This is a genomic window from Peribacillus sp. P4_D6 (assembly GCF_056401795.1).
The window spans coordinates 1-1,422 of record NZ_JBFUIQ010000323.1; the positions used below are offsets into that span (position 1 = coordinate 1).

The 1,422-nt window shown below is 39.8% G+C and carries 2 rRNA genes; both read right to left on the reverse strand.

Annotation, left to right across the window (positions count from 1 at the left end):
• A 16S ribosomal RNA gene (locus AC1DVB_RS27200) occupies positions 1–298 on the reverse strand; the annotation flags it as partial.
• An 881-nt stretch (positions 299–1,179) separates the two neighbouring features.
• Positions 1,180–1,295, reverse strand: a 5S ribosomal RNA gene (gene rrf / locus AC1DVB_RS27205).
• Positions 1,296–1,422 lie beyond the last annotated feature (127 nt).

Below are 1,422 nucleotides of genomic sequence, written 5' to 3' on the forward strand. Positions count from 1 at the left end.
CGGCTACGCATCGTCGCCTTGGTGAGCCATTACCTCACCAACTAGCTAATGCGCCGCGGGCCCATCTATAAGTGACAGCGTAAACCGTCTTTCCATCTTCTCTCATGCGAGAAAAGAACGTATCCGGTATTAGCTCCGGTTTCCCGAAGTTATCCCAGTCTTATAGGCAGGTTGCCCACGTGTTACTCACCCGTCCGCCGCTAATCTCAGGGAGCAAGCTCCCTGAGATTCGCTCGACTTGCATGTATTAGGCACGCCGCCAGCGTTCGTCCTGAGCCAGGATCAAACTCTCCGAAGAAATGTTTGACTTGCTCATTTGCTTTTTTGATAGTGTGTGCTCACTTAAAATTTAACGTTGGCGCTTTGTTTTGTTCAGTTTTCAAAGAGCAATCTCCACAATCGTTCTTTCGAACGGCTGTTTATTCATCATAACATCTTATTGATTAGTTGTCAACTTCTACGAAGTTTTTAACTTATTTTAAATCGCTGTGTTTTTCAGCGACCATTTCATCTTATCATTTTCATWGTAAGAAGTCAATAGTTATTATTTCTTTCAGCAATCAGCCAAAAGCGATGATGTTTTTGCGTTTGTCTTAGTTGGTGCTTATTTATATTAATCCTTTCCCACCATTAAGTCAACACATTTCACAATAAATAATTCTTTTTCTTAAAGTTAGGTGAAGAATGCTTCAAGATCCTTTTTACTAGTTGGACAGATCTGAAGCTATCCCTGCAAAACCTTAATGATTTTTATTTTTTGCGCTGTTTTTGTAAAGATCGTTGTTTTGAACAAAGGGATAGTAGGCGATATAGTGAGATGAAATAGTAAGCAATCTTTTTAAGGAGTGATTAAATGGCATATGCTTAAAAGTCCRTTTGTTATTACTGTAATATGCTTTGTTTGTTATCGGCTGATTAAAAAGAAAYCAGYACCTTCAAATAGRTRCACACCTTATGATRACATCACAAAGRAAAATAAAGATGACATATAAAACCGTTACAGGATACTACAAATCATCACACTACARTATGAAGAGAAATMAAATAACGACAAGACCATWTAAACAGCCTTTAATTATGTGTGCAAGAAAGCGACACTGTATGCGAAAAAAGATGGCTGTTTCCATGACCTTATGAACACAAAAAAAAGACCAGCCGGATGGCTGATCTTTWTWWATGGCTTGGCGGCGTCCTACTCTCACAGGGGGAAACCCCCAACTACCATCGGCGCTGAAGAGCTTAACTGCCGTGTTCGGAATGGGAACGGGTGTGACCTCTTCGCTATCGCCACCAAACATAAAAGGAACGTTGTTCCTTCAAAACTAGATAATAAGAAGGTATTTCATTTTTTAAAAAGCGTTGGTTAAGTCCTCGATCTATTAGTATCAGTCAGCTCCACATGTCACCATGCTTCCACCTCTG